Below are 305 nucleotides of genomic sequence, written 5' to 3'. Positions count from 1 at the left end.
ACCTTGTTCGGCGTGAACACGCGCCAGGGGATTTCGAACCACGTCAGGTCGGTGGTCACAGTGCGGTAGACGGCGTCGTTCGGCGCGCCCTCGCCGCCCTCGGCCTTGTGCCAGTCGCGCCCTGCTGCCATGTGTCGCCAGACGCGGATCACGCTGTCGTCGAATGTGCGTTGTGCGACCAGATCCTCCTGCGGCAGCACGTAGGGGCCGCGCACCCGGCGTGTTTCGCGCACGCCGACCGTCGGCGACGAGTCGATCACAAAGGCATTCTCGAAGCCGGGGATGTACTTGCGGATCACGTTCTT

Annotated in this window: 1 protein-coding gene; it reads right to left on the bottom strand. The window is 65.6% G+C overall.

All coding sequences use genetic code 11. From position 1 onward, the window contains the following. Positions 1-305 (bottom strand): FAD-dependent oxidoreductase (locus tag AC3A6X_RS36445; RefSeq protein ID WP_487846725.1); only part of this gene is annotated, 305 nt, incomplete at both ends.

It is taken from the genome of Variovorax sp. Soil_C_12 (assembly GCF_057657375.1).
Note: the sequence above shows the minus strand (reverse complement) of the source record. Positions and strands in the feature narration are given on the sequence as shown.